The organism is Nonomuraea sp. NPDC001699 (genome assembly GCF_053596455.1).
On record NZ_JBSFGF010000008.1, the window covers coordinates 1 to 26,043 of the forward strand.

At 73.3% G+C, this 26,043-nt stretch carries 26 protein-coding genes; 14 read left to right on the forward strand and 12 right to left on the reverse strand.

Annotation, left to right across the window (positions count from 1 at the left end; genetic code table 11):
- A partial coding sequence (locus ACWCSU_RS24220) for a BTAD domain-containing putative transcriptional regulator (protein ID WP_449937659.1) occupies positions 1 to 2,701 on the reverse strand: 2,701 nt, incomplete at its 3' end.
- A 116-nt stretch (positions 2,702 to 2,817) separates the two neighbouring features.
- Positions 2,818 to 3,630: an SDR family NAD(P)-dependent oxidoreductase gene (locus ACWCSU_RS24225; protein ID WP_357699615.1), complete on the reverse strand. Its 813-nt coding sequence runs from the start codon at positions 3,628 to 3,630 to the stop codon at positions 2,818 to 2,820.
- 121 nt (positions 3,631 to 3,751) lie between these two features.
- Between ACWCSU_RS24225 and ACWCSU_RS24230 the strand changes: the two genes are divergently transcribed.
- Positions 3,752 to 4,345, forward strand: coding sequence for a TetR/AcrR family transcriptional regulator (locus tag ACWCSU_RS24230; protein ID WP_449938356.1), 594 nt, complete (start codon positions 3,752 to 3,754; stop codon positions 4,343 to 4,345).
- Between the two features lie 3 nt (positions 4,346 to 4,348).
- Here ACWCSU_RS24230 and ACWCSU_RS24235 read toward each other — a convergent pair whose 3' ends face one another.
- The gene (locus tag ACWCSU_RS24235) at positions 4,349 to 5,242 is read right to left on the reverse strand and encodes an alpha/beta fold hydrolase (RefSeq protein WP_449937662.1); all 894 of its coding nucleotides are present in this window, start codon (positions 5,240 to 5,242) and stop codon (positions 4,349 to 4,351) included.
- Positions 5,243 to 5,296: 54 nt separating this feature from the next.
- Here ACWCSU_RS24235 and ACWCSU_RS24240 point away from each other — a divergent pair, with 54 nt between their 5' ends.
- Together ACWCSU_RS24240 and ACWCSU_RS24245 are read left to right on the forward strand one after the other, a co-directional pair.
- Positions 5,297 to 5,833 (forward strand): helix-turn-helix domain-containing protein, encoded by a 537-nt coding sequence (locus tag ACWCSU_RS24240; protein WP_449937664.1) that lies wholly within the window; start codon positions 5,297 to 5,299, stop codon positions 5,831 to 5,833.
- Positions 5,834 to 5,933: 100 nt separating this feature from the next.
- A complete protein-coding gene (locus ACWCSU_RS24245; RefSeq protein ID WP_357699609.1) occupies positions 5,934 to 6,221 on the forward strand; it encodes a DUF1905 domain-containing protein in 288 nt (95 codons plus the stop codon).
- 15 nt (positions 6,222 to 6,236) lie between these two features.
- On the opposite strand, the gene ACWCSU_RS24250 is transcribed toward ACWCSU_RS24245, so the two are convergent.
- Genes ACWCSU_RS24250 through ACWCSU_RS24280 form a run of 7 tightly spaced genes read right to left on the reverse strand, consistent with a single transcriptional unit; the run spans position 6,237 to position 12,881 of the window.
- Entirely contained in the window at positions 6,237 to 7,280 is a 1,044-nt protein-coding gene (locus ACWCSU_RS24250; protein WP_449937665.1) for an N-acetylglucosamine kinase, read from the reverse strand.
- A complete protein-coding gene (locus tag ACWCSU_RS24255; RefSeq protein WP_449937667.1) occupies positions 7,280 to 8,305 on the reverse strand; it encodes a hypothetical protein in 1,026 nt (341 codons plus the stop codon). The genes ACWCSU_RS24250 and ACWCSU_RS24255 overlap by 1 nt, the downstream gene beginning before the upstream one ends.
- Positions 8,302 to 9,048, reverse strand: coding sequence for an SIS domain-containing protein (locus tag ACWCSU_RS24260; protein WP_357699603.1), 747 nt, complete (start codon positions 9,046 to 9,048; stop codon positions 8,302 to 8,304). The genes ACWCSU_RS24255 and ACWCSU_RS24260 overlap by 4 nt, the downstream gene beginning before the upstream one ends.
- Positions 9,049 to 9,059: 11 nt before the next feature.
- Positions 9,060 to 9,863, reverse strand: a complete 804-nt coding sequence (locus ACWCSU_RS24265; RefSeq protein ID WP_364091938.1) for a carbohydrate ABC transporter permease — start codon at positions 9,861 to 9,863, stop codon at positions 9,060 to 9,062.
- 34 nt (positions 9,864 to 9,897) lie between these two features.
- A complete protein-coding gene (locus ACWCSU_RS24270; protein WP_449937671.1) occupies positions 9,898 to 10,782 on the reverse strand; it encodes a carbohydrate ABC transporter permease in 885 nt (294 codons plus the stop codon).
- Positions 10,773 to 12,008 carry an ABC transporter substrate-binding protein gene (locus ACWCSU_RS24275; RefSeq protein ID WP_449937674.1) on the reverse strand — a complete coding sequence of 412 codons (1,236 nt, stop codon included), beginning with the start codon at positions 12,006 to 12,008 and terminating at the stop codon, positions 10,773 to 10,775. The genes ACWCSU_RS24270 and ACWCSU_RS24275 overlap by 10 nt, the downstream gene beginning before the upstream one ends.
- A gap of 9 nt (positions 12,009 to 12,017) precedes the next feature.
- Positions 12,018 to 12,881: a MurR/RpiR family transcriptional regulator gene (locus ACWCSU_RS24280; RefSeq protein WP_364091935.1), complete on the reverse strand. Its 864-nt coding sequence runs from the start codon at positions 12,879 to 12,881 to the stop codon at positions 12,018 to 12,020.
- 112 nt (positions 12,882 to 12,993) lie between these two features.
- Between ACWCSU_RS24280 and ACWCSU_RS24285 the strand changes: the two genes are divergently transcribed.
- A complete protein-coding gene (locus tag ACWCSU_RS24285; protein WP_449937676.1) occupies positions 12,994 to 14,634 on the forward strand; it encodes a bifunctional metallophosphatase/5'-nucleotidase in 1,641 nt (546 codons plus the stop codon).
- On the opposite strand, the gene ACWCSU_RS24290 is transcribed toward ACWCSU_RS24285, so the two are convergent.
- A complete protein-coding gene (locus tag ACWCSU_RS24290; protein ID WP_449937677.1) occupies positions 14,631 to 14,768 on the reverse strand; it encodes a hypothetical protein in 138 nt (45 codons plus the stop codon). The two genes, ACWCSU_RS24285 and ACWCSU_RS24290, sit on opposite strands and share 4 nt — an antisense overlap.
- 231 nt (positions 14,769 to 14,999) lie before the next feature.
- On the opposite strand from ACWCSU_RS24290, the gene ACWCSU_RS24295 reads away from it, so the two are divergent.
- Genes ACWCSU_RS24295 through ACWCSU_RS24305 form a run of 3 tightly spaced genes read left to right on the forward strand, consistent with a single transcriptional unit; the run spans position 15,000 to position 17,901 of the window.
- Positions 15,000 to 16,163 carry a hypothetical protein gene (locus tag ACWCSU_RS24295; protein ID WP_449937679.1) on the forward strand — a complete coding sequence of 388 codons (1,164 nt, stop codon included), beginning with the start codon at positions 15,000 to 15,002 and terminating at the stop codon, positions 16,161 to 16,163.
- A complete protein-coding gene (locus tag ACWCSU_RS24300) occupies positions 16,160 to 17,299 on the forward strand; it encodes a sensor histidine kinase (RefSeq protein ID WP_449937681.1) in 1,140 nt (379 codons plus the stop codon). The genes ACWCSU_RS24295 and ACWCSU_RS24300 overlap by 4 nt, the downstream gene beginning before the upstream one ends.
- Complete coding sequence (locus ACWCSU_RS24305) at positions 17,296 to 17,901, forward strand: response regulator transcription factor (RefSeq protein ID WP_357699585.1); 606 nt, start codon at positions 17,296 to 17,298, stop codon at positions 17,899 to 17,901. Before ACWCSU_RS24300 ends, ACWCSU_RS24305 begins: the two co-directional genes overlap by 4 nt.
- A 23-nt stretch (positions 17,902 to 17,924) precedes the next feature.
- Here the strand turns inward: ACWCSU_RS24305 and ACWCSU_RS24310 are convergent, their stop codons facing one another.
- Positions 17,925 to 19,028 (reverse strand): FAD-dependent monooxygenase, encoded by a 1,104-nt coding sequence (locus ACWCSU_RS24310; RefSeq protein ID WP_449937683.1) that lies wholly within the window; start codon positions 19,026 to 19,028, stop codon positions 17,925 to 17,927.
- Positions 19,029 to 19,127: 99 nt separating this feature from the next.
- Between ACWCSU_RS24310 and ACWCSU_RS24315 the strand changes: the two genes are divergently transcribed.
- The 7 genes from ACWCSU_RS24315 to ACWCSU_RS24345 all read left to right on the forward strand — a co-directional run bounded on the left by ACWCSU_RS24315 (position 19,128) and on the right by ACWCSU_RS24345 (position 25,968).
- Positions 19,128 to 19,724 carry a TetR/AcrR family transcriptional regulator gene (locus ACWCSU_RS24315; protein WP_357699581.1) on the forward strand — a complete coding sequence of 199 codons (597 nt, stop codon included), beginning with the start codon at positions 19,128 to 19,130 and terminating at the stop codon, positions 19,722 to 19,724.
- Between the two features lie 66 nt (positions 19,725 to 19,790).
- A complete protein-coding gene (locus ACWCSU_RS24320; protein ID WP_449937684.1) occupies positions 19,791 to 20,381 on the forward strand; it encodes a TetR/AcrR family transcriptional regulator in 591 nt (196 codons plus the stop codon).
- The gene (locus tag ACWCSU_RS24325; protein WP_449937686.1) at positions 20,378 to 21,133 is read left to right on the forward strand and encodes an ABC transporter ATP-binding protein; all 756 of its coding nucleotides are present in this window, start codon (positions 20,378 to 20,380) and stop codon (positions 21,131 to 21,133) included. The genes ACWCSU_RS24320 and ACWCSU_RS24325 overlap by 4 nt, the downstream gene beginning before the upstream one ends.
- Positions 21,118 to 22,854, forward strand: a complete 1,737-nt coding sequence (locus tag ACWCSU_RS24330) for a hypothetical protein (RefSeq protein ID WP_449937688.1) — start codon at positions 21,118 to 21,120, stop codon at positions 22,852 to 22,854. The genes ACWCSU_RS24325 and ACWCSU_RS24330 overlap by 16 nt, the downstream gene beginning before the upstream one ends.
- A 59-nt stretch (positions 22,855 to 22,913) precedes the next feature.
- Positions 22,914 to 23,447 (forward strand): PadR family transcriptional regulator, encoded by a 534-nt coding sequence (locus tag ACWCSU_RS24335; protein WP_357699573.1) that lies wholly within the window; start codon positions 22,914 to 22,916, stop codon positions 23,445 to 23,447.
- Positions 23,444 to 24,172, forward strand: a complete 729-nt coding sequence (locus ACWCSU_RS24340) for an ABC transporter ATP-binding protein (protein ID WP_449937692.1) — start codon at positions 23,444 to 23,446, stop codon at positions 24,170 to 24,172. Before ACWCSU_RS24335 ends, ACWCSU_RS24340 begins: the two co-directional genes overlap by 4 nt.
- Before the next feature lie 5 nt (positions 24,173 to 24,177).
- Positions 24,178 to 25,968, forward strand: coding sequence for an FtsX-like permease family protein (locus tag ACWCSU_RS24345; RefSeq protein WP_449937694.1), 1,791 nt, complete (start codon positions 24,178 to 24,180; stop codon positions 25,966 to 25,968).
- The last annotated feature ends 75 nt before the right edge of the window (positions 25,969 to 26,043 follow it).

Consider the following 26,043-nt stretch of genomic DNA (forward strand, 5'->3'; position numbering starts at 1 on the left):
TCCTATGTGCAGGGTGGCGCCCCCGCGGGCCCTGGTTGGCCGCCCAGCCCACCCCGGGGGGGCCCCGCGCCCCCCCGGCATGGGCGCGGGCGCAGCTCCGCTCGTCGCCGAGCAGCCAGTGGAGCTGGGCCTGCCGCGCCCGCACGCCCACGACGTCCTCGGTCGCGCCCACCTCGGTCAGCGCCACGGCGCCCTCCGCGTAGCACTCGCAGGCACGGGCGAAGTCCCCGCGCATGGCCAGCCGGTCGGCCAGGAACGTCAGCGCGAGGGAGGTGCCCATGCGGTCGCCCAGCGCGCGGAACTCGGCGAGCGCGGTCTCGGTGTCGGCGTCTACGTCGGTCTCGTCGGCGCCGAGCGTGAGCCGGAACCGCCCGCGGGCGAGCCTGGCCTGCGCCCGCACCCACGGGTCGGCGTCGGCGATCAGCGGCTCGAACGCGGGCAGGAACGCCGCCGGGCCCTGCAGCGTACGCTCCAGCACCGCGGCGAACCCGAGCAGCGGCTGACGCGACCCGCTGCTCAAGGTCAGCCGGTGGGCCTCCTGGATCCACTCCCGCGCCTGGAACTGGTCGCCGCCGACACCTGAGGTCAGGAACATGGTCACCATGAGGGACGCCATCGCCCGCACCTCGTCGGGCACCTCGCCCTCCAGCGAGGCCGCGGCGACGCTCAGCTCGGCGCCCTCGGCCCGGTGGCCGCCGAGGAACCAGTAGTAGCCGGCGGCTCCGACCAGGCGCATCGCCTCGTGCGCCCAGCCCTCGGCGATCGCCCCGCGCAGGGCCGTGATGATGTTGTCGTGCTCGGCGTCGAGCACGAGCAGCCACTCCAGCTGCTCGGCCCGGCGCAGGTGCGGGTCGGCGGTGGCGGCCAGCTCGGTGAAGTAGGCCAGGTGCGCCCGCCGGGCCCGTTCGGTCTCCCCCGCCTCGGCGAGCCGGTGGGCGGCGTACTCCCTGATGGTGTTGAGCAGCCGGTAGCGCGGGGCGCCCTCGTCGTCGGTGATCAGCAGCGACTTCTCGGTCAGCGCGGTGAGCACGTCGAAGACCTGCTCACCGGCGAAGGACTCGTCGCCGCAGACGCGTTCGGCCGCCTCCAGGCTCGCCCCGCCGGAGAACACCGACATCCGGCGCAGCACGCCGCGCTCGGCCTCGCTCAGCAGGTCCCAGCTCCAGTCGACGACCGCGCGCAGCGTCTTGTGCCGGGCGAGCGCCGTACGGCTGCCGCTGGTCAGCAGGCGGAAGCGGTCGTCGAGGCGGCGGGCGAGCTGGTCGACGGACATCGTGCGCAGCCGGGCCGCGGCCAGTTCGATGGCCAGCGGGTTGCCGTCGAGCGCCCGGCAGATGCGCGCCATGGCCGCCAGGGTGGGAGCGTCGGAGCCGATGTCCTTGCGCACCAGGTCGGCGCGGTCGCGCAGCAGCCGCACCGCGGGCGAGGCCCCGGTCTCGGCGGGCGCGGCCCCCTCGGTGGGCAGCGGGAGCGGCTCGACCTGCCACAACACCTCGCCGGTGATGCCGAGCGGCTCGCGGCTCGTGGCCAGGACGCGCAGGCCGCGGCACTCGCCCAGGAGCCGGTCGGCGAAGGCGGCGGCGGCCTCGACGACGTGCTCGCAGTTGTCCAGGATCAGCAGGATCGCGCGGTCGCGGATCGCGGTGATGAGCCGGTCCATCGGGTCGCCGCCCCGCGCGCCGCCGAGCAACCCCTGGTCACGCAGGCCGATCGTGGTGAGGGCGGCCTGCGCCAGCTCGCCGCCGGCCCGGACGGGGGCCAGCTCGACCAGCCAGGCGCCGTCGGGCAGCTCGGCGAGCATCGTACGGGCGGTCTCGGTGGCCAGCCGGGTCTTGCCGGAGCCGCCCGCCCCCGTCAGGGTGACCAGCCGGTATCTGGCGGCCAGACCGGCGACCGCGGCGACGTCGTCGTGCCGGCCGACGAAGCTCGTCAGCTCGGCGCGCAGGTTGGTCCTGCGGTTGTCGGTCCGCTCCCCGAGCTCGCCGCGGAGCAGCGCGGTGTGCAGCGCCGACAGCTCGGCCGACGGGTCGGCGCCCAGCTCCTCGGCCAGCCGCTCGCGGGTGCGCTGGTAGACGGTCAGCGCCTCGTTGCCGCGGCCCGCCTCGGCCAGCGCCCGCATCAGCGCCGCCACGAACCCCTCACGCAGCGGGTACGCGGCCACCAGCCCCGTCAGCTCGGAGACCAGCTCCGCGCCCCGGCCGAGCCGGAGGTCGGCCTCGACCCGGTCGCCGATCGCGTCGACGTGGAGGTCGTCGAGCCGCGTGACCACGGCGTCGAAGGTGTCGCTGTCCTGCATCACGATGTCGGACATGGGGGCGCCACGCCACAGCTCAAGGGCCGAGCGCAGCAGGTCGGCCCGGTCGGCGGGCTCGGCGGAGCGGGCCTGGACGATCAGCTGCTCGAACCGGCACACGTCGACCGCCTCGCGCGGCACGGCCAGCCGGTAGCCGCCGGAGTCGGCCTCGATCACGCCCTCGGGCAGCAACCTGCGCAACCTGGACACCAGCGCCTGAAGGGCGTTGACCTCGTCGGCGGGCGGCCGCGCCCCCCAGATCCAGTCGACCAGCCGCGCACGCGTCACGATCCGGCCGGGCTCCAGGGCGAGGGCGGCGAGCAACGCGCGCAGCCGGACGCCCGGAACCTCGACCGTGGTTCCTTCAGGGTTCCGGACCTCGAACGGCCCAAGCAATCCGACTCGCACACCCGCAATTGTGCCGGAACCGCGACAAGCCCCGGCCCACTTCCGCCCCGCCCCGGCCTCTCGGTCGCCATCACCGCAGGTCAGAGACGTGTCGCGGGCCGCTTCCCGGAGGCGGGTCAGCCGTCGGCCTTGCGGCTGAGGTGCTCCCAGGCGCGGTACTCCGCGCCGCGGGCCTCGTCCATCTGCTGGACGAGGTCGTAGGAGCGGCTGCCGACGATCAGCCGGCGCGGCGGCTCGGGCAGGTCCACCAGCTCCATGACGACGGGCGCGGCGTTGGCCGCCGGCGGGCCGGCGTCCTCGCCCCACATGGCGGCCAGCTCGGCCCGCAGCCCGTCGTAGACCGGGTCGGGCTCGGTGGCCGTGGTGCCCAGCGTGAACAGGCCGGTGTCGTAGCCGCCCATCTGCAGGTTGGTGACCTTGACGCCGAACGGCTCGGCCTCCATGGCCAGCGCCTGCGTGATCGAGTCGAGCGCCGACTTGCCCCCCGCGTACAGGCCGACCGCGGCGACGCCGCCGCCCGCGGCCATCGACGTCACCTGGAGGATGTGCCCGGACCCCTGGGCGCGCAGGTACGGCAGCACCGCCTGGGTGACCCAGATCGCGCCGAACAGGTTGACGTCGAAGTGGGCCCTGATCTGCTCCTCCGTGGCCTCCTCCAGCATGCCGAACAGCAGGCCGCCGGCGTTGTTGACCACGATGTCGAGCCGGCCGTACGCGGCCGCCGCCTTCTCCACGCCCGCCCGCACCGCCGCGCGGTCGGAGACGTCGAGCGGCAGGCGCACCAGAGCGCCCGGGTACCGGGTCTCCAGCTCGGCCAGCGGCCCGACGTCGCGGGCGGCGGCCACGACCCGGTCGCCCCTGTCCAGGGCGGCCTCCGTGAACGCCCGGCCCAGCCCCCGGGACGCGCCCGTGATGAACCAAACGCGCATGCGCTCTCGCCTCCTCATTCGTTCAAGACGAGACGGTTCGTCTCGCCATAGGTCCGTCAGTGTGCCATCAAGGACCACCGTCTTGTCAAGACGAACCGTATCGTCTCGTTGAGGGTGTATGATGACCGGCGTGAAGAAGCCCGATCCCGCGCGCCGCAGCGAGCGCTCCCGGCAGGCGATCCTCCAGGCCGCCAGGGAGCTGGTGTCCGAGGTGGGATACGCCAAGGTCTCCGTCGAGGCGATCGCCGCGCGGGCCGGCGTCGGCAAGCAGACGATCTACCGGTGGTGGCGTTCCAAGGGGGCCGTGGTCTTCGACTCCTTCCTCGCGCTGAGCGAGGGCGACCAGGGCGTGGTGCTGCCCGACACGGGCGACATAGAGGCCGACCTGAAGGCCGTCATGCGGGCCACCGTGGCGGAGTTCGCCGACCCAGGCTTCGAGGCGCCGATCAGGGCGCTCAACCTGGAGATCGTGGGCGACCCCGAGCTGGCCGCCCAATACCGGGAGAAACTGGCCGGCCCGGTCGACGAGGCCAAGAAGGCCCGCCTGCGCAGCGCCCAGCGGGCGGGCCAGATCGCCGCCGACGCCGACCTCGACCTGGCGCTCGAACTGCTCTACGCCCCCCTCTACCAGCGCTGGCTGCTGCGCTCCGGCCCGCTCACCCCGCAGTACGCCGACGCGCTGGTCGACCTGGCGCTCAAGGCGCTGCAGCCCTGAGCCTCACAGGGCCCGCAGCAGGTCGGCCAGGGCTTGGAGCACGGCGTCCCGCCGTTCCTCGTGCAGCCAGCCGTGCCCGGCGTCGTCCAGCACGCGGTGCTCGCCGCGCGGGAAGGAGGCCGCCAGTTCGGCGTGCAGGGCGAGCTTGCCGGCGTTGATCTCGCGCAGCACGTCCTCGGGCCAGAGCTGGGACTGGGTGGCGTCCGCCCCCATGGCCGACAGCACGATCACCGGCACGTCGGGGTCCGGCGGCGCGGTCCTGAACTCCTCGGAGACCTGGTCGTAGAGGTTGCGGCCCTCCAGCCAGCCGGTACGCCAGGTGGAGATGTGATGGTCGACGAGGGCCTCGCGCACGCCGTCCGGCCAGGCGGCCAGCAGCCGGGTGACGGCCGGTCGCGCGGCGTCGAGCTGCTCCGGCGTCGGCTCCGGGAGCGCCTGGTCCTTCATCTGGTCGAGCATCTCGCGCGCCTGCCGCGGCGCGCGGGCGGCCATGTCCTCGTGGAAGGGGTCGAGCAGCAGCAGCGCCGCGACGTCGCCGGGGAAGCGGCGGGCGTGGTGGCGCGCGTAGGCGCCGCCCATGGAGTGACCGGCCAGCACGTACGGGCCGGGCACGCCCGCCGCCGTCAGCGTCTCGCGCAGCTCGTCGGTGACCTCGGCCGCGGTGCGGGGCAGCTCGACCGGCTCGCTCCAGCCGGTGCCCGCCCGGTCGTAGAGCACGCTGGTCGTCAGCTCGGCGACGCGGTCGTGCACGTTGAGGTAGTCCAGGCCGACGGCTCCGGCACCGGGCAGGAACACCACGGGCGGCCCGCCGGCGCCCGAGCGGTGCACCATGATCCGGCGGCCGGCGACGTCGTACAGGCGGCCCAGTGGCGGGGTGTCCAGGGCGTGGTTGGTCATGGTCTCTTCCTTTCTCAGGTTTGAGAAAGGTAGCAGGTGTGAGATCGTACGTCCATGGACACGGTGGACCTGCTTCTGCACCCCGTACGGCTGCGCATCGTGCACGCCATGTCGGGCGGCCGCACGCTGACCACCTCCGACCTGTGCGACCTGCTGCCCGACGTGTCCAAGGCCACCGTCTACCGGCACGTCGGCCTGCTGGCCGAGAGCGGGCTGCTCGACGTGGAGGGCGAGCAGCGCGTACGCGGGGCCGTCGAGCGCCGGTACCGGCTGCGCCCGGCGCGGGCGGCCGTCGACGCCGAGACCGCCGCCGCGGCCTCCCCGGACGACCACCGCCGCGCCTTCGCCGTGGCCATGGCGACGCTGCTGGCCGAGTTCAACGCCTACCTCGACCGCGACCAGGCCGATCCGGCCGCCGACCTGGTCGGCTACCGCCAGCACGCGATCTGGCTCAGCCCCGACGAGCGCGCGGCCCTGATCGCCGACCTGCGCGCGGCGCTCGTGCCCAGGATCGGCAACCCGCCCGCGCCCGAGCGCACCCGCCACCTGGTCAGCCCGATCCTGTTCCCGGCCGAGGAACCGCCCGACTGAGACGGGCCCGACCAAGGGTCCGGCCGTGGAGCCGCCCGGCTGAGGCCGGTCCGGCCGCGCGGGGCTGCCGGGGCCGGAGGGGCGCTTCTATCCTGGGCCGATGCAGATGGAATTCAGCGGCGAGGTGTGGTTCTGGAGAGGGCCCGCGCCCTGGCACTTCGTCACCGTCCCCGACGAGGAATGCCAGGACCTGGCGATGACGGCCGGCTCGGTGAGCTACGGCTGGGGCATGATCCCCGTCACCGCCCAGATCCGCGCGACGCGGTGGCGCACGTCGCTGTTCCCCAAGGACGGCCGCTACCTCGTGCCGGTCAAGGCGGGCGTGCGCACGGCCGAAGGGCTCGCCGTGGGGGACGTGGTGAGCGTCCGCCTGACCGTCGAGCCCTGAGAGCGTCCTGTCAGGTCATCGTCCGCCGGAGGCGATGAACCGTTCGTGGACGGCCCGCTCGCCCAGCCGGTCGAGGGCGGCCAGCCAGCACGCCCCGGCCGTGCCGTCGCGGGCGGTCGTCACCTGCCGCCCGGCCAGCCGGGCCAGGACGGCGGCGCGGACCGGGCCGTCCGTGGTCAGGACGCCGCCCGCCAGCACCAGCGGCCCGTCGCCGGGCAGCCGGGCAGCCGTGGCGGTCAGCCGCCGGGCGGCCTCGGCGACGATGCCGGCCGCGTCCTCGTCCCCGGCGGAGGCCGCCCGCGACACCAGCGGCGCGGCGGCGGCCACGAGCATCCGGTCGGCCTGCGCCAGCCGGACGATGCGGTCGGCCCGCCGCCGCGGCTCACCCGTCACGCCGAAGTGGACGCTCACCAGCTCCACCAGCGGCCCGAACGCCGGGCTCGAGTCCAGACCGCGATCCTGAGGGCTGTCACGGAGCCTGGCCTGGACGCTGTCCCGGGCGCTGTCGCGGGTGCAGTCACGGGCGCTGTCCCGGGCGCTGTCGCGGGCGCGTTCCTGAGAGCGGTCCAGGGTGTGGACGGCCGCGCGCACCCCCGCCCGGCCGATCCAGAAGCCGCCGCCCTCGTCGCCGAGCAGCCAGCCGAGCCCGTCGGCCACCGCCGTCACCGCCCGGCCGGAGAAGCGGGCCGCCGCGGCCCCCGTCCCGGCCAGCAGCAGCGTGCCGGACGGCGCTGCGGTCCCGGCCGCGTAGGCGACCTCGACGTCGCCCACCATGCGCGGCGGCGTGCCGAGGCCGCACTCGGCCCAGGTCCGGGCCAGCGTCGCGGCGAAGGCGTCGTCCCCGCCCGCGACGCCGGCCACCGAGGCGGCCACCGACCGCGGGTCCAGGCCGTCGAGCGCGCGCCGCAGGGCCTGGCCGATCGCCACGCGGGCCGCCGTGGGCCCGTGCGCGGCGGGGTTGCCGGGGCCGGCGGTGCCGTGCCCCAGCCTGGTGCCGTCCGCCGCGTGGACGGCGGCGCGGGTCGTGGTGCCGCCCGCGTCCACGCCGGCGAAGAGCATCACCGGACCAGCCGCGCCGCGCCGGGCGCAAGCGTGAAGGTGGCGCCGCACGCCTGGTAGGAGCCGCTCGCCGGGTCGAACGCCTGCGTGATCCCGTCGAGTGTGACCTCCGTCGGCCCGTCGAAGCGGGCGTTGCAGACGAACCGCCGCCCCTCGCCGTAGTGGCCCACCAGGACGTCGCCGGCGTGCTCGACCGACGTCCACCCGGTCAGCTCGGCCGCCACCGGGCGCAACCAGCGGGTGTTGAGGTCGCGCACGATGCCGTAGCGCTCGGTCGGCACGCCGTCCCCGCCGATGAGCCCCGGCCGGAAGCCCTCGCCGCGCGCCGGGTCGGGCGTCCAGTAGGTGAAGTACTGGATGCCGGTGTACCCGTAGGCCAGGGCGGTGTTGACCTGCCAGGCCAGCTCGGCGGCCGACGGCTCGCGGTGGCCGTCGTAGGCCAGCGTCTGCACGTGCATCCAGGCGGGCAGCCCCGCCCTGCGGGCGTGCTCCCGTACGGTGGCCAGGTCGGCGAGGTAGCCCTCGTCGAACCCGTCGGCCAGGAACGGGTAACGGTCGAAGGAGAGCACGTCCGGGCGGACCAGCCGGGCGAAGTCCCCCACGTACGCGTCGTAGGGGCCGGTGGCGTGCCCCGGCAGCAGGTTGACGTAGGCGAACGCGCCGGCCGCCCGCACGGCGGCGACCCCGGCCGCCACCCGCGGGAACTGCTCGGCCACCGGCTCGTCCATGAGCCCGACGCCGCGGAAGGAGCGGAACGGACGGTACTCCTCGACGACCCGGGCGATCAGCGGCCCCGGGTCCACGTCCAGGTCGCGCATGAGGACGTCCACGCGCGGGTCCGAGGCGACCAGCACGCCCAGCCCGGCCTCCTCGGCAAGGGCCAGGGCGTGCCGCAGGATGACCCGGTCGCCGAGGTAATTGCCGGTGATGACCAGGTCGAACCCGGCCTCGGCGATCTCCCGGTAGCGGGCGGCCGTCGTCTCGTGCGGCGGAGGCGGCCAGAAGGCGGCGATCGTCAGGCTCACAGCGCGCCCGTCCTGATCCGGCCGGCGTAGCGGGCCACGAGGGCGTCGTTGTGCGCGTCCGAGCCGGGGATGTTGGCCGACAGGTAGACCGGCGGGACCAGGCCGTCCGCCTGGAGCTCGCCGATCGCCTCGGCCACCATGAGCTGCACGATCAGCGCCGAGGTGATCGAGGAGATGCCGCAGACCGGGCCGTGTTCGGTCGGCAGGACGGCGTCGCCGTACGGGGCCAGGTTGTCGATCACGATGTCGGCCAGCTCGAACAGCCGCTCCCCCGACGGATGGCGCGAGGTGATCGCGGTCGAATGGGCCAGCGAGGTGATCGCGATCAGCGGCAGCCCGCGTTCCTTGACCAGCCGGGCCATCTCCACGGTCGAGCCGTTGCCGCCGGAGTTGGACGCGATCACGAACGCGTCGGCGTCCTCCACCGTGTGCAGGGCCAGGACCTGGCGCGCGGTCAGCGGGTCGCGCTCGGCCAGCGGGTCGAACTCGCCGGGATCGGCCGAGCCCAGCACCACCGGGTCGCGCAGGGTGAGCCGGTTGGTCGGGATCAGCCCGCCCGCGCGTCCGGCCACCTCCAGCGCCACCGCCTCCGAGTGCCCGGTGCCGTAGGCGTGCAGGACGCCCCCGGCGCGCACGGTCGCGGCGATCAGCGTGCCCGCGCGCCTGATGGCGGGCAACTGCTCGGCCGTCAGGCGGTCCAATCGGGAGCGTGCCTCGTCGGCGAAGGCCATCACAAGATCCATCAAAACTGTCCTCAACGGTTCATGCCGGCGGTCAGCCCGGCGACGATCTGGCGCGTGGCCAGGATGAAGAGCACGACCAGGGGGATCGTCGTCATCACCAGGCCGGCGAAGAGCGTGCCCCAGTCGTTCTGGAACTGGCCGAAGAAGTGGGTGAGGCCGACCGGCAGGGTCAGCTTGCTCTCGTCCCGCATCAGGACCAGGGGGTAGAAGAAGTCATTCCAGATCGGCACGAACTGGAAGACCACCACGGTCGCCAGCGCGGGCCGTACCAGCGGCAGCATCACGTGCCAGAAGGTGGCGAACGGCCCCGCGCCGTCCAGGGCGGCGGCCTCGTCCAGCTCGTGCGGGAGCTGGCGGAAGAACGCGGTCAGCACGAAGACGTTGAACGGCACCGACCCGGCCGCGTAGACCAGCACCAGCCCGGCCAGCGAGTCCACCAGGCCCATGCTCTCCAGCAGGTAGAACAGCGGGAGCACGCCCAGGTGGGCGGGCAGCGTCATGCCGGAGACGAAGTAGGCGGCGAACAGCCCGCGCCCCCGGAACTCCCGGCGCCCCAGTGGGTAGGCCGCCAGCAACGAGACCACGGCCCCCAGCAGCACCGAGCAGACCACGACGATCGCCGAGTTCACCACGTACGTGGAGAAGGAGGCGTCCGTCCACGCCTTGGCGTAGTTGCCGAGCCCGCTGGGCCAGCCGAGCGGCTGGTCGAAGATCTCGCTGGTCGGCCGGAGCGAGCTGAGCAGCATGACGAGCAGCGGCGACATGGAGAAGACGGCGTAGCCCCACAGCAGGACCCGGATCGCCAGAGCCCTCATGATGTCCTCCTCGGGACCCGTCCGGGCGGGGTCCTCATCGATTCCTCCTCAGGACCCGTTCGAGCAGGAGCGTCGAGCCGAAGATGAAGGTGAACATGAAGACCGCCAGTGCCGAGGAGGTCCCCAGCGCGTTGACGTCGCCCGAGGCGAAGGCGGTCCGGTAGAACAGCAGGCCGAGCACGTCGGTCGCGCCCGCCGGGGCGCCGTTGGAGCCGCCGAGGGCGTAGACCAGGGCGAAGGTGCCCATGCTGCCGATGAAGCTCAGGATGGTGACGGTGGCCATGGCGGGCCTGAGCAGCGGCAGCGTCACGCGCCAGAACACCTGCCAGGAGCCGGCGCCGTCGGTTCTGGCGGCCTCGGCGTACTCCTGCGGGATGCCGCCGAGCGCGGCGCTGAACAGCAGCATCGGGAAGCCCACCCACTGCCAGGTGGTGATCAGGATGACGGTCGGCAGCGCGGTGCCGGGGTCGCCCAGCCACGGCATCGCCAGGCCCATCGGCTTGAGCAGCGCGTTGACCGGGCCGAAGGCGGGGCTGAGCAGCAGGGTCCACAGGTAGCCGATGACCAGCGGGTTGACCAGATACGGCAGCGCGAACATGGTCTGCAGGGCCCGCTTGCCGCGCCGTACGCGGAACAGCGCCAGCGCGAAGGCCAGGCCCAGCGTGTTCTGCACCAGCATGCTGCCGGCGAAGAGCAGGACGTTGTGCCCCAGCGCCGGCAGGAGCTGGTCCAGGAAGGCGCCTGACAGCAGGTTCGCGTAGTTGCCCAGCCCGACCGGCTGGTCGCGCAGTGTGCCCTTCCAGGAGAAGAAGCTGTAGGTCAGCCCGGTGAACAGCGGATAGACCACGAAGGCCGAGTAGAGGAGGAAGGCGGGGATCAGGAAGACGTACGACGATCCCCGCCGCGTGGCTAGAGCCATGTGGACACGCTCTTGTCGAGTTGCTCGGCGGCCTCCTTGGCGCTGATGCGGCCCAGCAGCATCTCCTGCAGCGCCTTGGAGAACACGGTGGCCGAGGTCGGGTTGCCGTAGGCGAACTCGTTCATGAAGTAGGTGCCGCCGTGCTGGGCGAAGGTGGTGGAGACCTCGCCGAGCAGGGGGTCCTTGGGGGTGACGCCGGGCACTGCGGAGAAGATGCGCAGGGTGTCGGTGAAGAGCTGCCCGTAGTCCTTGGAGGCCAGCCAGGCGGCGAACTTCAGTGCCTCGGCCTTGTGCCTGGTCTTGACGTTGATGCCGTACGAGCCGTCGGTGAAGCCGGGCATGACGCCCGCGCCGTCGGGCACGGGTGGCGTGAAGACGCCCAGGTCGACGCCCTTGGCGTTCTCGCCGAAGAAGTTCAGCTCCCACAGGCCGCCGGGGAACATGGCGGCCTTGCCGGAGGAGAACAGGATCTGCGCGTCGGTGTAGGAGACGCCGGCCATGTCGTCGGGGAAGTACGGCTTGAGCTTGTTGAGCTGGTCGATGCCCTCGACGAAGCGCGGGTCGGCGAACTTCTTGCGCTTGGCCTTGACGTCGGCGAGGAAGGTGTCGCCGCCCCAGTGGGCGGTGCCGAAGATGGCGGCCACGACCGGCAGCATCCAGTCGTCCTTGCCGCCGAAGGCGAACGGCACGATGCCCTTGGCCTTGAGCTTGTCGGCGGCCGAGATCATCTCGGCGTACGTCTTCGGCGGGGTGAGGCCGTTGTCCGCGAAGATCTTCTTGTTGTAGATCACCTGGAGGGTCTGGACGGCGAACGGCACGCCGTACACCTTGCCGTCCTTGTCGCCCTTGGCGTAGCGCAGGACCTTCTCGTCGTAGGCGGCCAGGCCGGGCACGTCCTTGGTGTCGAGTGGCAGCAGCCGGCCGGCCTCGACCAGCGGTTGCAGGTTGGCGCCCGCGCGCAGCCAGGCCAGGTCGGGGCCGCTGTCGCCGGCCAGGCCGGTGGACAGGATGGTGTCGTACTCGGTGGCCGTGGTGAAGGAGCGGGCGTCGACGTCGATGCCGGGGTTCAGCTTCTCGTACTCGGCGAACATCTTGTCGTAGTTGGCCTCGGGGCCCCAGCCCCAGACCGAGAGGGTGATCTTGCCGGGGTCGGCACTCGTCGTGGCCGAAGGGGCACAGGCGGTGACCGCCATCGCCAAGGCGACAGCGGCGGCGGCAAGGCGCATGGGTGGCTCCTAGCGTGGGGGCAGGCGGTGCTTGCTGACCGCGTGGGTGGCGGCGGTGAGCAACTGGTTGCTGGTCTCGTGGGTGCGCTGGACGACGCCGATGTAGAGGCAGTCCAGGACGAGCATCTGGGTGTGACGGGCGGCCACCCCGCCGGCCCGGAAGGGGGTGTCCTGCGCGGCGGTGGTCAGCACGATGTCGGCCGCCTCGGCCAGCGGGCTGCGGGGGAAGTTGGTGAGCGCGATGGTGGTGGCGCCGCGTTCCCTGGCGATGGCCAGCGGTTCGACGACTTCGGCCGTGGTGCCCGAGTGCGAGATGCCGAGCGCCACGTCCTCGCGGTCGCGGGCGTTGGCGCTGCAGACGGCGCTGTGCACGTCGGTCCACAGCGCGCCGGGCCGGCCGATGGCGTGCAGTCGCAGGTGCAGGTCCATGGCCACGCCCGCGCTGCCGGCGACCGCGAAGAAGTCGATGAACCGGGCCCGCACCAGGGCGTCCACCGCCCGGTCCACGGCCGCCAGGTCGAGCTGGGCCGCCGTCTCCTCCATCGCGCGCATGTCGCTGGACAGGAGGCTGCGCAGCACCAGGCTCGCCGGGTCGTCCGGGGAGAAGGCGATCAGGCCCTGCTCGCGCGGGGTGGCGTCGTTGCGGCCCAGTTCGGCGGCGAGGGCCAGCCGGAGCTCGGGGTAGCCGGCCAGGCCGAGCTGCCGGCAGAAGCGGGTGACGGTGGTGAGCGAGGTCCCGCACCGCTCCGCCAGCTCACCGATGGTCGAGGCGGCCACGGTGGCGGGCTCGGCGAGGATCGTCTCGGCGATGCGCCGGTGGGTGGCCGTGAGGGTGGGCTCGATCCCTCGGATTCTGGCCAGGATCGGTGACATGGGAGGAACCCTCCCGCTTCCCGCAAGTTATGTCAATAGTTCACATTCGACATCCAATGTTAGAAAATTTCCCTCTTGTGTGACTCGTTGGGACTATGTCACTTTCATGGCCATGCGCAACCTCCTCCTGGCGCTGGTGCTCGGGAGCACCAGCCTGCTGCCCGCCCGCGCCGACGCCGTGGACATCCAGTTACTGGCCTTCAACGACTTCCACTCCGGCTTCCCGACCAGCTTCGCCATGACGCCGTCCGGGCCAGTCGAGGCGGGCGGGGCCGAGTACCTGGCCGCCCACATGGACCGCCTCCAGCGCGACAACCCCGACGGCACGCTGCGGCTCTCGGCCGGCGACAACTACTCCTCCAGCACCATGAACGCCACCGCCCTGCACGACGAACCGGGCATGCAGGCGCTCAACCTGATGCGCCTGGACGCCTCCGCCGTCGGCAACCACGAGTTCGACGAGGGCATCGACGAGTTCCGCCGGATGGAGAACGGCGGCTGCCACCCGATCGACGGGTGCGCGCTGCCGAACTTCAAGGGCGCCGAGTTCCCCTACCTGGGCGCCAACATCGTCGACACCACCACCGGCAAGCCCGCCCTGACGCCGTACATCGTCAAGGAGGTCAAGGGCGTCAAGGTCGGCATCATCGGCGTCGACTTCAAGAACGCGCTCAACGAGGCCCCCGGCCCCACCAAGCCGCTGGAGGGCCGCGACGAGGCCGAGGCGGTCAACACCTACACGGCCGAGCTCAAGGCCAAGGGCGTGCGGACGATCGTGGTCCTGATCCACCAGGGCGGCGGGCAGACCGGCGGCGGCCTGCCCAACGAGTGCAACAACCTGGCCGGGCCGATCAAGGACATCGTGCAGAAGTTCGATCCCGAGGTCGACGCCGTGATCTCCGGGCACACGCACAACCCGTACAACTGCCTGGTCAACGGCATTCCGGTGACGCAGACGTCCGCTCACACGCGCGAGCTCACCAAGATCGTCCTGACCGTCGACCGGGCCACCGGCAACCCGACCTCCAGCAAGGCCGAGAACGTCACCGTCACCCACGACGTCAAGCCCGACGCCCGGATCGCCGCCCTGCGCCGCAAGACCGACGAGCAGGCGCAGAAGCTGCTGGACCGGCCGGTCGGCCTGCTCGCCCGCGACCTCACCGCCCAGCGCAACGCCGCCGGCGAGTCCACCGTCGGCCACGCCCTGGCCGACGCCCGCCTGTTCGCCACCTCCGCGGCCGAGAACGGCGGCGCCCAGATCGCCGTCCAGCCGCCCTACGGCGGCGGCATCGGTGGCGACCTGATCGTCAACCCCACCGGCAACGAGATGTCGAACCTGGTGACGCACGGCAAGGCCCTGCGCGTGCAGCCGTTCGGCAACATGCTCGTCACCATGACGCTCACCGGCGCCCAGCTCGAACGGCTGCTGGAGCAGCAGTGGTGCGGTCAGGGCACCGCCCGCGTGCTCGGCGTCTCACAGGGCCTCACCTACACCTACGACAACGCCAGGCCCGCCTGCGACAAGATCGACCCGGCCACCGTCAAGCTCAACGGGGCCGTCGTCGACCCGGCCGCGAAGTACCGCCTGACCGCCAACTCCTTCATCGCCTCCGGCGGCGACGGTTTCTCGGTGCTGACCGAGGGCACCGAGCGGGTGGAGAAGGTGCGCGACATCGAGGCGTTCGAGTCCTACATCCGGGCCAAGAGCCCGCTGCCCGCTCCCGCCCTGAACCGGGTCACCCGCGTGAACTAGCCGCCCACAGGCTGGGGGCAGTACAACTCCGGCCAGACGGGCACCGGCGTCCCGGTGCCGATGCCGCCGAGGCCGAACGCCTGGGGGCCGGGGGTGACGTTCATCGCCGCCGGCGGCGACCACGGCCTGGCCATCCGCAGGACGGGCTGATCCGGCGGGATTCACGGGCCAGGCGATGACATTTGCATCTGTTCGCCGCCGGCCTCCGGGTGAAGGCTGATGCCTTCGACACCCCCCGGAGGAAGGCGGCGGCCTCGCCCGGCGAGCCGGCCGACCTCGACGAGCCGATCGGAGCCCGACCATGGCCAGCCCCGTCGTGTCCGCGACCACGCGCGTCGACGGCTGAGCCGGGACGGGCTCCCCTCATGGCCCTCCCGCTCACCCCGGTCAGGCCCCGGCTGTCCGGCCGCGCCGCCGTCCGGCCCGGCCGCCTACGCTGGTCAGCCGGGGAACGTCGACGGGCGGTGGGCGAAGTGGCGGGGTTCTGGCGGTCCGACCGGGTCGTCCGGCTGGCGCCGGTCGCCGCGGTCGTGTGCAGTTCCCTGCTGCCGCTGCTGCAGGTGACGTTGTCGTTCGGCTACGAGGGCAACGGCAGCCGCACCGGGCTGTGGAGCCTGGCCGCGACCGCCGCCTACCTCCCCCCGCACCTGCGCCACGTCTGGTACGCCGCCCACGCGCGCCGTCCGCCGGCCGGCCTGTGGACGTTCGCGGCCATGGCCGTCATCGTGCTCGGCGTGACGCCGCTTGCCGGGAACATGTGGCCGCGGGCGTACGCGGGGCTCGCGGCGTCGGCGGTGCTGGTGCTGCCGGGGCCGTGGTCGTACCTGTTCTTCGTGGGCCTGGTGGCGGTGGCCGCGCCGGTGGCGTCGCTGCTGGACCTGCCGTGGCGGGCGGCGGCGTGGCCGGCGTTCTCGGTGTTGTGCGGCGGCGGGGCGCTGCTGCTGCTCGTCTGGCTCGCCGCGGCGCTGACCCGGCTCCAGGCGGCCAGGGAGGAGCTGGCCCAGCAGGCGGTCGCGCAGGAGCGGCGGCGCATCGACGACGACCTGCGCCGTACGCTCGGCGGCGCGCTGGAGTCGATCGCCGCCCGCGGCGAACGCGCGGCGGCGGCCCTGGCCCCCGACCCTCTGAGACCACCTCCGGACACCCCCAGCCCGCATGACATCGGGCCGGCTCGTGACGCAGGGCTGGCAGAGGAGTTGGGGCGGCTCGCCGACGACTCGCGGCGCACGCTGGCCGAGGCCAGGCGGCGGGTGCGCGGCTACCGGCAGCCGTCGCTGCGCGCCGAGCTGGAGACGGCCGCCACGCTGCTGTCGGCCGCGGGCGTGCCGACCCGCCTTGAGCTGCCCAGACAGGGTGTTCCCGAGACGATCCCGCCGCGCCCACGCGCCGCCCTGCGCGCCACGGTGACCCGCCTCCTGCGCGCCGACGGCGTGCGCGCCTGCACGATCGCCGCCACCGTCGAGGGCGGCCGGGTGTTGCTGGAGGTCCGCGCCGACGACGTGACCGAGACGATCGAGGTGCCGGCATGACCCCGCAGATCCCGCCGTCCTGGGTGCTGCGGCATCCGCACCGGCCGTTCATCGCGCTGCACCTCCCGCTGGCCGCCCAGGTTCCGGTCTACATCGGCATGGGGCTGGAGGGCCCGCCCGGCGACCCCGTGCTGGCGGGGGTGGGCGTCCTGGCGGCCCTGGCGCTCCAGCTCCGGCACAGCCTGGCGGCCTCCCGCGGCGCGCGCCCGGCGGGCTGGCCCTGGACACTGGCGGCGCTCCTGCTGCTGGCGAACCTGCCTCTGTGGTGGCTGGCCACGCAGTGGGAGGCCGTGGCCGTCTTCGCCCTGGCCTCGATCGTCATGCTGCTGCGCGGCCCGGCGCGGGCGGTGGCCGCCGTCGCGCAGGTCCTGCACCCCGCGGCGCTGGAGGTGACGCAGATGGTGCGGGACGGCTCCACCACCGTGCCGCACGCCCTCCTCCTGGCCGTCTACCCCGTGCTCGCCCTCACCGTGTTCGGCGGGGCGCTGGTCGCCGGCGCCCGCCTGGTCCTGCTGCTGGACGAGCTGGAGGCCACCCGGGCCGAGCTGGCCGCCGCCGCGGTCGGCGAGGAACGCGTCCGGGTCTCGCGCGACCTGCACGACCTGCTCGGCCAGAGCCTGTCGGCGATCTCCCTCAAGGGCGACCTGGCGCTGCGGCTGCTCGTCAAGGACGCCGGCGCGGCCCGTGCCGAGATCGAGAGCCTGACGGGCGTGGCCCGCGACGCCCTCAGGGACGTACGCGCGATCACCCGCGACGAGCTGGCCGTGTCGCTGCGCACCGAGATCGACGGCGCGGCGGCCCTGCTCGGCGCGGCCGGCGTCGACACCCGGCTGGACGTGGCCGCGCTGCCGCCCCTGTCCGGCCCCGCCCACGACGCGCTGGCCTGGGCCATCCGCGAGGGCACCACCAACCTGCTGCGCCACAGCGAGGCCGGCACCTGCGCCATCACCGTGTCCCGCGACGGCGGCGCGGTACGGTTGGAGATCGTCAATGACGGAGTGCGCGGCGTCGCGGGCCCGGGTTCGGGGCTCGCCGGGGTCGCCGAACGCGCCCGCGCGGCGTCCGGCTCGTCGTCCACCGCCGTCCACGACGGCCGTTTCCGGTTGTCGGTCGAGGTTCCCGAGGAAGGCCCGTGATCCGCGTACTGATCGCCGAGGACATGCACATGATCCGATCGGCCCTGGTCGCCCTGCTCTCGCTGGAGGACGACATGGAGGTCGTCGCCGAGATCGAGCGCGGCGACGAGGTGCTGGCCGCCGCCCTCCGGGTGCGCCCGGACGTTGCGGTGCTCGACATCGACATGCCGGGACTGGACGGCCTGTCGGCCGCCGAGCAGCTGTCGGAGCGGCTGCCGGGCTGCCGCACGCTCGTGCTCACCGGCCTCAGCCAGCCGGGCAACCTCTTGCGCGCGCTGAAGGTGCACGTGAAGGGGTTCATCGTCAAGGACGCCCCCGCCCAGACCCTGACCGACGGCATCCGGCGCATCGCCCGCGGCGAACGGGTGATCGACCCCGAGCTGGTCGCCGCCGCGCTGGAGACCGGCAGCAGCCCGCTCACCGCCCGGGAGACCGAGGTGCTGCGCGCCGCCGCGTCCGGCATCCGCACCGCGCAGATCGCCACCCAGCTCTCGTTGTCGCAGGCCACCGTGCGCAACTACCTGTCGAACGCGATCAGCAAGGTCGGCGGGCGCAACCGCATCGACGCCATCCGCATCTCCCGCGACGCCGGCTGGCTCTGAGCCGCCAGGGGTGCGTGCGGGGTTCAGACCGCGTAATCCTTGAGCGGGACCGCGTCGTCGGTCTCGTCCGGCATGGGCTCCTCCGACGAGCCGAAGAACCAGCGGGCCGCGGCCCGGCCGTGCCGCTGGTTGCGCTCGACGTACTCGCGCATCCGGTTCTCGTAGGCGGCCAGGCCGGTGACGTGGTCGGGGGCCTCGGCCAGCTCGCCGGCCAGCACGTACGCGCCGATCAGGGCCTGCGAGGTGCCGCGGCCGGAGGTCGGCGCCGCGCAGTAGGCCGCGTCGCCCAGCAGCGTGACCCGGCCGTTCGTCCAGGTGTCCATCACGACCTGGCCCGAGGAGTCGAAGAAGAACTCCTCCGCCTCCCGCATGGCCGCCAGCAGCCGGGGCACCTCCCAGCCCGCTCCGGCGTAGTGCTCGGCCACGAGCCGTTCCTGCTGGGCGCGGTCGCGCCGGTCGTAGGCGAGGTCCTCGGCGGTGAACGACAGGCCGACGCGCAGCTCGCTGTTGCCGTGGGCGGTGAAGGCGAGGGCGCTGCGGCCGGGCGTGTTGTGCATCAGGCCCGCGTCCCGCAGGCCCAGGAGGTTGCCGGTGGTGAACAGCGCGCCGTAGATGCCGAGGTTGCGCACGTAGCGCGACTCGGGGCCGAAGGCGAGCGCGCGCACCTTGGAGTGCAGCCCGTCGGCGCCGACGACCAGGTCGAACGTGCGCGGCGCGGCCTTCTCGAACCGCACCCGGACCTCCGTCGCGTCCTGGTCGAGCGCGGTGATCGTGTCGTCGAACAGGTACTCGGCGAGGTCCCGGGTGGCCTCGTACAGCACGCTCGTGACGTCGGACTTGAGCACCTCCAGTTCGCCGGAGATCGCGGCGGCGGGCAGTACGGCGAGCACGTCGCCGGCCTCGTCGACCATCGTCATGGCGGTCATCGTGGTCGCGTGCCGGCGCATCTCGGCCAGCAGGCCCATGCGCTCCAGCACGTCCAGGGCCGAGCCGCGGAAGTCGATCGCCGCGCCGCCGCCGCGCGGGGCCGGGGCGCGCTCGACGAGGGTGACCTCGTGGCCGTGACGGTGCAGCCAGTAGGCCAGCGCGGGCCCGGCGACGCTGCCGCCGGAGATCAGGATACGCATCGGAATGTCCTCTTTCGTCGGTGAACGCTCCACACCGTACGCAGATTTGGGCGAACGCGCAAGACGGCTGTCTAAGGCGCCCGTGCTAGGCTGCCGGCCATGGGAAATCGGGAAGACCTGCTGGCCGGGGCGCGGCGTTGCCTGGAGGAGAAGGGCTGGGGGCGCACGACCGTCCGCGACATCGCCACGGCGTCCGGCGTGAGCATGGCGGCCATCGGCTACCACTTCGGCTCCCGCGAGGCGCTGCTCAACGCGGCCCTGGTCGAGGCCATGGACGAGTGGGGCCACCAGGTCGGCGCCGCACTGTCGGCCCTGGACGGCGCGGGTGACGCCGACGAGCCGTCCGCCGAGCGCTTCGAGACGATGTGGGCGCAACTGATCGGCTCGATCAACGAGCACCGCACGCTGTGGCTGGCCAACCTGGAGGCGCTGGTCCAGGCGGAGTACTCGCCGGAGCTGCGCGAGCAGCTCGTGGCCGGTCAGCGCGAGGGGCGGCGCGGCATGGCCGCGCAGCTCACCGGCCGGCCGGAGGAGGAGCTCGCCGAGGGCGAGGTGCGCGCCGTCGGCTCGGTGCAGCTCGCGCTGCTGCTGGGCGTGATGGCTCAGTGGCTCAACGACCCGCGGGCCGCCCCCTCGGCCGCCGACGTGCTCGAAGGGCTGCGTGCCATCACCACCCGGTTCGGACTGGCCGGGTAGGGCTGCCGTACGGCGTTCCAGGGTTGGACTTTGCCAAGCATTGAATGACCGTTTAATATTTTGAACATGCCATCAGGAGGACGGACCTTCGTCGAGGAGAACCGGCGGGCGCAGATCATCGACTGCGCCGTCGAGGCTCTGGCGACGCTGGGCTACCAGCAGGCGTCGATGGCGAAGATCGCCAAGCTCGCCGGCATCACGCCGGGCCTGATCGCGTACTACTTCGGCAGCAAGGACGAGCTGATCGAGGCGGTCGTCGCGCACGCCGCCAAGCTCGCGACCGACCTGATGCTGCCGCGCATCCTGGCGCAGACCTCCGCCACCGACGCACTGCGCGTGTACTTCGAGACGAACCTCGAATTCATGCGCCTGCACCGCAAACCCCTGCTGGCGCTCGTGGAGATCGTCGTCCACGACCGTGACGGGCCCTACGCGGGCCAGCAGGGCAGCGCCATCACCGACATCGAGAAGCTGCTGGCCTGGGGTCAGCAGACCGGTGAGTTCCGGCGGTTCGAGCTGCGCCCGATGGCGATCGCGATCCGCGGCGCCATCGACGCCGTACCGAGCTACCTGCTGAAGGACCCCGACTACGACGTCAGCGCCCTCGCCGCCGAACTGGCCACCATCTTCACCCTCGCCACCAGGAGAACACCATGACACCGGCGCTGGAGATCAGTGGGCTGACCAAGAGATTCGGTGACAAGGTCGCCGTCGACGCGATCGACCTCACCGTCCCCCAGGGTTCCTTCTTCGGACTCGTCGGCCAGAACGGCGCCGGCAAGACCACCACCCTGTCCATGGCCGTCGGCCTGCTGCGTCCCGACGCGGGCGGCGCCCGGATCTTCGGCGAGGACGTCTGGTCGGCTCCGGAGCAGGCCAAGGCCCTGGTCGGCGTGCTGCCCGACGGCATGGCCATGCCCGAACGGCTGACCGGGCGCGAAGTGCTCACCTACCTCGGCCTGCTGCGCGGCCTGCCCAAGGACGAGGTGGCCCGGCGCGCCGACGAGCTGCTGACCGTCCTGGAGCTGGACGGCGCCGAGACGACACTGGTCATCGAGTACTCCACCGGCATGCGCAAGAAGATCGGCCTGGCCACCGCGCTGCTGCACGCCCCCCGGCTGCTCGTGCTGGACGAGCCGTTCGAGGCGGTCGACCCGGTCTCGGCCGCCACGATCAAGCGCATCCTGCGCGGGTTCGTCGCGGGCGGCGGCTCGATCGTGCTGTCCAGCCACGTCATGGCGCTGGTGGAGCAGCTCTGCGACCGGGTCGCGGTGATCGACAAGGGCACGGTGGCGGCGTCCGGCCCCCTGGACGAGGTCCGCGGCGGCCGCTCGCTGGAGGACACCTTCGTCGCCCTCGTCGGCAACCACGACAACGGCGTGAAGGAGCTGTCGTGGCTGTCGCGCTGACCACTCTCACCATGGCCCGGATGAAGGTCGCCATCCTGCGGCACGCCTTCCGGGGCACCCGGGCCCAGACCGCGAGCACGGGCGCCACCCTGGGCTCGCTGCTCGCGGCCGGGACGATCTACCTGGCCTTCACCGACCCCGACCTGCTGGCCGCCGCCTACGCCATCTGGCTGCTGGGCTGGATACTCGGCCCGGTCTTCATGGGCGGCGGCGACGAGACGTTGCGGCCCGAGTACTTCACCATGCTCGGCCTGCCGCCGCGCCGCCTGGCGACCGGGCTGCTGGTGGCGGCCTTCGTCGGCGTCGCGCCGCTGGTCAGCCTGGTCGCGCTGGCCGGCCTGCCGGTCGCGGGCGCGCTGATCGGGCTGCCGAACGCCCTGATGGCCGTGCCCGCGATGGTGTTGCAACTGGCCGTGTTCGTCCTGCTGTCGAAGCTCGCCGTGGCGGTGGTCGGGCAGGCGCTGCGCACCCGGTCGGGCGCGATCGCCTCGGGCATGCTCAACGGCGCGATCCTGGCGGCGCTCGGGCAGATCTGGATCTTCTTCGTCGCCTTCGGCGAGACCGGCGTGCCCTCCGTCGTCCGGTATCTGCCCTCCGGGTGGGGGCTGCTGGCCGTCCAGGGCGAGTGGTGGGCGCTGGGCGCGCTGGCGCTCCTGACTCTCCTGCTTCTGGGCGCGTGGGCCGTGCTGCTGGGCCGGCGCGCGGGGGCGCGGCAACCCTCCGGGCGGAGCCGGCGCCCGATGACGGCCGCCACCGCCAACGGCGCGATCATCGCCAAGGAGCTGCGCACCTGGTCGCGTGACCTGGTGCGCACCCACCAGCTCACCTTCGCGCTGTCGTACGCCGTCTGCTTCGCCGCCGTCCCGCTGATCGTCGGCTGGAACGGCATGCTGCCGTACGCCGGCCCGATCTTCGTCGTGATGGCCGCCGCCATGGCCGCCAACCAGTACGGCGCCGACGGCACCGCGCTGTGGCTGACCGTGATGACCCCCGGCGCGAGCGACGTGCGCGGCCGGCAGCTCGCCTGGCTCGCGGCGCAGGCGCCGGTGGGGGTCGTGCTGACCGTCGCGTTCACCTCGATCACCGGCGGTCCCTGGCCGCTGGTCCTGGCGCTGCTGGCGGCCCTGCTGGGCGGCGCGGCCGGGCTGGTGCCGCTGATCTCGGTCTACGGGCTCGTCCCCGGCACCGACCCCCACCGTCGCGCGGGCAACCCGCTGCGCACCAGCGAGGACGACAGCGGCCTGACCGGGCTGGCCTACCTGACGCTCGCCCTGGTGCTCGTCACCGGACTGCCCGCGGCGCTGGTCGCGCTGCGGTACGGGTGGGCGGGCGTGGCCGTCGGCGTCCTGACCGGGGCGCTGTGCGCCTGGGGCTTCGGCCTGCTCGCCGAACGCCGCCTGCGCGCCCAGGGCCCCGAGCTGCTGGACCTGATGCGCACCGGCCGCAGGCAGCGGGCCTCCGTGGCGTCCCGCTTCGACCAGCTGTCCACGACGCAGCGCACGCTCGTCTGGTGGTGCTTCGGCTTCGGCGCCATCCCGCTGGTTCCGCAGGGCATCCTCGCGGCCTTCTTCGTGTCCAGTGACATGCTGCGTCACTCCTGGTTCCTGGCCACCTACATGCCGTCCGGGCTGCGCTACCCGGTCGCCGCCGGGTTCGTCCTGCTCGGCCTGGCGATGTACGGCCTGGGCCTGTGGATCATCAAGCCGCGACCGGCCACCTAGGCTTTGACACCTCCTACGGCTAACCGCTATCTATTGGCTAACCGTTAGGGGGTGAGGCCGTGCAGGACGCGGTGCTGGCGATGCTCGCCAAGGAGCCGTCGCACGGCTACGCCCTGCGCGACCGCCTGCGGCGCAGCCTCGGCCCGCTGGGCGGGTCGATGAACCCCGGCCAGATCTACGTGACCCTGGCCAGGCTGGAGAAGGCCGGGCTCGTCGTCTGTGAACGGGCCGACGGCCTGCCCGAGCGGCCCGACCGCAAGGTCTACGCGCTGACCCCCGACGGCCAGCGGCGGGTGGCCGCCTGGCTGGCCGAGGTGGGCTGGCCGAAACCCGACCTGGCGGAGTTCCATCTCAAGCTCGCCGCCGCCGCGGCGGCCCGGCTCGCCGACCCGGTCGAGCTGGTGGCGGCCCAGCGCCGTGAGCTGCTGCGCCGCCTGCGCGAGGTCCAGCGGGCGGCGCTGGCCGAGCCGCCCGGATCGCCCGCCGGCCTGCTGCTGGAAGGGGTCGTGCTGCGGTTGCAGGCCGACCTGCGCTGGCTCGACGCCTGCGAACGGTCCTGGTCCGGGCGCGACGACGAATTCGAGGGCGCATGAACGCGATACGGGCCCGCGGCCTGGTGAGAACCCACGGTCAAGGGCAGAGCCGGGTCCGCGCGGTGGACGAGGTCGACCTTGAGGTGCCCCAAGGGCAGACGCTGGCGGTGATGGGCCCCAGCGGCTGCGGGAAGTCGACCCTGCTGCACCTGCTGGGCGGCCTGGAACGGCCCACCGGCGGCGAGGTGTGGCTGGCCGGGCGGCGCATCGACACGCTGAGCGAGCGGGCCCTGGCCCGCCTGCGGCGCCGGTCCGTCGGGTTCGTCTTCCAGGCGTTCCACCTGGTGGAGGAGCTGTCGGCGGCCGAGAACGTCGAGCTGCCCGCGTTGCTGGCCGGCCGCTCGCGCCGCCAGGCCAGGCGGCGCGCGGCCCTGCTGCTGGAACGGGTCGGGCTGGCCGCGCGCGCCCGGCACCTGCCCTCGCAGCTGTCCGGCGGCCAGCGGCAGCGGATCGCCGTCGCCCGCGCGCTGGTCAACGAGCCGCTGGTCGTGCTGGCCGACGAGCCCACCGGCAACCTCGACACCGCCGCCACCCTCGACGTGCTGAGGATCTTCGAGGAGCTGCGTGCCGGTGGCCAGACCCTCGTGATCGTCACGCACGACGAGCGGGTGGCGGCCACCGCCGACCGGCTGGTCTCGATGCGCGACGGCATGTTCGTCGACGACACCCACCTGGCCGCCGCCCACCCGCACGGGCTCGGCGGGCTGATCGGGCTGGAGGGCTGAACGTCATGGGCGCCGTCGTCCTGGTCGCCCGTCTGGTGCTGACCGACCTGCGCCGGCACCGGGCCCAGGCCCTGATGCTGCTGCTCGCGGTGACCGTGGCCACCGCCACGATGGCCCTGGGCCTGTCCCTGGGCGACGCGAGCCGGTCGATGTACGAGCAGACCCGCGCGGCCACCGCCGGACCGGACGTGGTCGCGCTGTCCGGCGACACGGGCCGCGCGGCGACCTCGGCCCTGGCCGCGCTGGCCGACGACCCCGCCGTGGTCGCCGCCCACGGCCCCTACCGCATCGTCTACGCCAATCTCACCACGCGCGGTGCGACGTCGTCCGGGGTGGTGGTGCACGGCTTCGCCGAGCGGCCCGGCGCGGTCGACCGGCCGCTGGTGACCTCGGGCCGCTGGGTGAGCCCCGGCGGCGCCGTCCTGGAACGCGGCTTCGCCACCGCCCTGGGCGCCGGCGTCGGCGACCGCGTCACCATCGCCGGCCGGTCGTACCCGGTCGTCGGGATCGCCGTCACCGCGGCCACCTCGATCTACCCGTGGGCGGCGCAGATCGGCCCCGGCGGCGGCCCCAGCGACTCCGGCGGCCTGGCCTGGATGACCCGGTCGGACGCCCGCACGCTGGCCTCCTCCCGGCGGCTCCCGGTGACCACGGCCATCGACCTCAAGCTGCGCGACCCCGCCGCGACCGAGGCGTTCCGCGAGGCCCACCGCGACCCCGACGTCCGGGTCGACTTCCACTCCTGGCAGTTCACGGCCACGCAGGACACCGTCATCCTCAAGGACAGCCGGCCGATCCTGGTGGTCGGAAGCTGGCTGCTCAGCTTCCTGGCCGTCACCGGCGTGGCGGCGCTGGCCGCGGGACGCGCCGCCGAGCGGACGCGCCGGGCCGGGCTGCTCAAGGCCGTCGGCGCCGGGCCGGGGCTGATCGCCACCGTCCTGCTCACCGAATACCTGGCGCTGGCGCTGGCCGGCGACGCGCTGGGGCTGATGATCGCCCGCCTGGCCGCGCCCGGCCTGGCCAGCCCCACGGCCAGCCGGATCGGCGACGCGGCCGAGCTCGGCGGCGCTCCCGTCGTCACCGCGACCGTCCTCGCCGTGGCGGTGGCGGTGCTGTCCACGCTGCGTCCCACGTTGCGAGCCATGCGGACGGCGACCGTCACGGCGCTGTCCGCGACCGCGCGCCCGCCGCGTCACCGGCCCTGGCTCACCGCGCTGTCGGCGCTGCTGCCCACGCCGCTCCTGCTCGGCCTGCGGCTGACCGCCCGCAGGCCCGGCCGGGCCGTGCTCCAGGCGTGCTCCACCGCCACCACGGTGATCGCGGTCGTCGCCCTGCTGACCCTGCACGTCCAGCCCGAGCGGGGCTACGGCCTGGACGGCTCCTCCGTCCTGCCCAACCTGCGCGGCGAGCAGGACCGCCGGCTGATGCTCGCCGTCACCGTCCTGCTGATCGCCCTCGCCGTCGTCAACACCATCACGCTCACCTGGACCACGGCCATGGAGGCCCGCGCCAACCTGGCCGTCGCGCGCACGCTCGGCGCCACCCCCGGGCAGGTCGCCGCGGGGCTGTCCGCGGCCCAGCTCCTGCCCAGCCTGCCCGGCGCCGTCGCCGGCATCCCCCTGGGGCTGGGCCTGCTCTCGCTCTTCGCCGCCGGGAACTCGGTGCCGGCCCCCTCCTCCTGGCTGGTCGGCGCCGCGCTCGCCACCCTCCTGGCGACCATGGCGTGCACCGCCCTGCCCGCGCGGCTGGCCGCCCGCCGGCCCGTGGCCCAGGCACTCAGCGCCGAGACGGCGTGAGGCCGCGGGAATCCCGGTGGACGGGTTCCGTGATCTTGGATTAGGGTAGGGCGCATGTCCGGTCCCGAGGCGTCA

Excerpts from the sequence above, each read along its gene's own strand:
- ACWCSU_RS24225 (WP_357699615.1), bottom strand. The coding sequence starts at position 3,630 with ATGCGCGTTTGGTTCATCACGGGCGCGTCCCGGGGGCTGGGCCGGGCG.
- ACWCSU_RS24230 (WP_449938356.1), top strand. The coding sequence starts at position 3,752 with ATGACCGGCGTGAAGAAGCCCGATCCCGCGCGCCGCAGCGAGCGCTCC.
- ACWCSU_RS24235 (WP_449937662.1), bottom strand. The coding sequence starts at position 5,242 with ATGACCAACCACGCCCTGGACACCCCGCCACTGGGCCGCCTGTACGAC.
- ACWCSU_RS24240 (WP_449937664.1), top strand. The coding sequence starts at position 5,297 with ATGGACACGGTGGACCTGCTTCTGCACCCCGTACGGCTGCGCATCGTG.
- ACWCSU_RS24245 (WP_357699609.1), top strand. The coding sequence starts at position 5,934 with ATGCAGATGGAATTCAGCGGCGAGGTGTGGTTCTGGAGAGGGCCCGCG.
- ACWCSU_RS24250 (WP_449937665.1), bottom strand. The coding sequence starts at position 7,280 with ATGCTCTTCGCCGGCGTGGACGCGGGCGGCACCACGACCCGCGCCGCC.
- ACWCSU_RS24260 (WP_357699603.1), bottom strand. The coding sequence starts at position 9,048 with ATGGATCTTGTGATGGCCTTCGCCGACGAGGCACGCTCCCGATTGGAC.
- ACWCSU_RS24265 (WP_364091938.1), bottom strand. The coding sequence starts at position 9,863 with ATGAGGGCTCTGGCGATCCGGGTCCTGCTGTGGGGCTACGCCGTCTTC.
- ACWCSU_RS24270 (WP_449937671.1), bottom strand. The coding sequence starts at position 10,782 with ATGGCTCTAGCCACGCGGCGGGGATCGTCGTACGTCTTCCTGATCCCC.
- ACWCSU_RS24275 (WP_449937674.1), bottom strand. The coding sequence starts at position 12,008 with ATGCGCCTTGCCGCCGCCGCTGTCGCCTTGGCGATGGCGGTCACCGCC.
- ACWCSU_RS24280 (WP_364091935.1), bottom strand. The coding sequence starts at position 12,881 with ATGTCACCGATCCTGGCCAGAATCCGAGGGATCGAGCCCACCCTCACG.
- ACWCSU_RS24285 (WP_449937676.1), top strand. The coding sequence starts at position 12,994 with ATGCGCAACCTCCTCCTGGCGCTGGTGCTCGGGAGCACCAGCCTGCTG.
- ACWCSU_RS24290 (WP_449937677.1), bottom strand. The coding sequence starts at position 14,768 with ATGGCCAGGCCGTGGTCGCCGCCGGCGGCGATGAACGTCACCCCCGGC.
- ACWCSU_RS24295 (WP_449937679.1), top strand. The coding sequence starts at position 15,000 with ATGGCCCTCCCGCTCACCCCGGTCAGGCCCCGGCTGTCCGGCCGCGCC.
- ACWCSU_RS24300 (WP_449937681.1), top strand. The coding sequence starts at position 16,160 with ATGACCCCGCAGATCCCGCCGTCCTGGGTGCTGCGGCATCCGCACCGG.
- ACWCSU_RS24310 (WP_449937683.1), bottom strand. The coding sequence starts at position 19,028 with ATGCGTATCCTGATCTCCGGCGGCAGCGTCGCCGGGCCCGCGCTGGCC.
- ACWCSU_RS24315 (WP_357699581.1), top strand. The coding sequence starts at position 19,128 with ATGGGAAATCGGGAAGACCTGCTGGCCGGGGCGCGGCGTTGCCTGGAG.
- ACWCSU_RS24320 (WP_449937684.1), top strand. The coding sequence starts at position 19,791 with ATGCCATCAGGAGGACGGACCTTCGTCGAGGAGAACCGGCGGGCGCAG.
- ACWCSU_RS24325 (WP_449937686.1), top strand. The coding sequence starts at position 20,378 with ATGACACCGGCGCTGGAGATCAGTGGGCTGACCAAGAGATTCGGTGAC.
- ACWCSU_RS24340 (WP_449937692.1), top strand. The coding sequence starts at position 23,444 with ATGAACGCGATACGGGCCCGCGGCCTGGTGAGAACCCACGGTCAAGGG.
- ACWCSU_RS24345 (WP_449937694.1), top strand. The coding sequence starts at position 24,178 with ATGGGCGCCGTCGTCCTGGTCGCCCGTCTGGTGCTGACCGACCTGCGC.